Raw genomic sequence first — 1452 nt, 5'->3', positions numbered from 1 at the left:
TACTCCAGTCTGACTTCGCGATCTTGTGGCGAACCCGGCTGGGAACGGGTACGGCCATCGCGTGATCATCGGTTGGTGTGTGGACAAACGAAGATCGTGCGGTGGCCGCGAGCCATAGCGTAGACCCTGCCCGCTGGCGGGTGTTGTTCGACCAGGTCATGGCTCGTATCGCCGGGCGGTTCGGCCGAGTTGAGCCTCGGGCCACGGCCCGCGCCTACTTGCTCGGGCTGCTGTCGGCTACCGAACGGAAGAACTGCTGGCAACTGGCTGAACAGGCCGGTCACGCCCGGCCCGGGCCGATGCAGCGCCTGCTGCGCTATGCCCGCTGGGATGCCGACGCCGTCCGTGACGACGTCCGCGCCTACGTTGCCGACCACCTCGGCGACGACGGCGTTCTCATCGTGGACGAGACCGGCTTCGTGAAGAAGGGCAGCATGTCGGCAGGGGTGCAACGCCAGTACACCGGCACAGCGGGCCGGATCGAGAACTCCCAGGTCGGCGTGTTCCTCGCCTACGCCACTGAGCGGGGACGCGCGCTGATCGACCGACGGCTCTACCTGCCCGAGCATTCCTGGTGCTCCGATCCCGAGCGCCGCCACGCTGCCGGGGTGCCCGAGGACCTTCCCTTCGCGACCAAGCCCCGGCTGGCCGAGGAGATGATCGTCGCCGCGTTGGACGCCGGAGTGACCGCATCGTGGGTGACCGGCGACGAAGCCTACGGCCAGGACCCACAGTTACGCGCACGCCTGGAGGGGATCAGCATCGGCTACGTGATGGCCGTCGCCTGCACCACCCGGGTCCGGATCAACCAGGGCCGCACCCCTGTCCGCGCCGATGTCCTCGCCGACCGCTTGCCCGCCTCTGCCTGGCAGCGGCACAGCGCCGGAGCCGGCGCGAAGGGCCCGCGCTACTACGACTGGGCCTGGATCCACATCGGCACCGGTGTCCATCGTCACCTGCTGATCCGCCGCAACCGGACCACCAGTGAACTCGCCTTCTACCTGTGCTGGTCACCTACCCAGGTCACACTGCACGAGCTCGTCCGCGTCGCCGGTGTCCGCTGGAGCGTCGAGGAGTGCTTCCAGGCCGCCAAGAGCCAGGTCGGCCTGGATCACTACCAGGTCAGGCACTGGACCTCATGGCACCGGCACATCACGCTCGCCATGCTGGCCCTGGCCTTCCTGACCGCCCTCGCCGCCGACGCGAACCCCGCCCGGCCTGCCGATCCGCAACATCCCGCCCGCAGCCACGACCCGAACCCGATCAGGCTGACCGTCCCGGAGATCCGTCACCTGCTCGTCGCCGTCTTCGTCCCACCGGCCACGACTGCCGCCAGACTGCTGCATTGGTCCACCTGGCGCAGACGCCACCAAGCAACAGCCCGACGCAGCCACTACCAACGACGATCCGCCGACGGACCCACTGGATAGATCACAAAACCGCACTGGAGTA

1 protein-coding gene is annotated in these 1452 nt (G+C 68.2%); it reads left to right on the top strand.

All coding sequences use genetic code 11. The features are described from left to right. Nucleotides 1-158: 158 nt before the first annotated feature. On the top strand, nt 159-1430 hold the full coding sequence (locus tag AB0M26_RS31880; RefSeq protein ID WP_365266523.1) for an IS701 family transposase: 1272 nt from the start codon (nt 159-161) through the stop codon (nt 1428-1430). Nucleotides 1431-1452 lie beyond the last annotated feature (22 nt).

Source organism: Streptomyces sp. NPDC051776 (assembly GCF_040681345.1).
Classification (GTDB): Bacteria; Actinomycetota; Actinomycetes; order Streptomycetales; family Streptomycetaceae; genus Streptomyces.
This window is presented reverse-complemented; position numbering and strand designations above follow the sequence as displayed.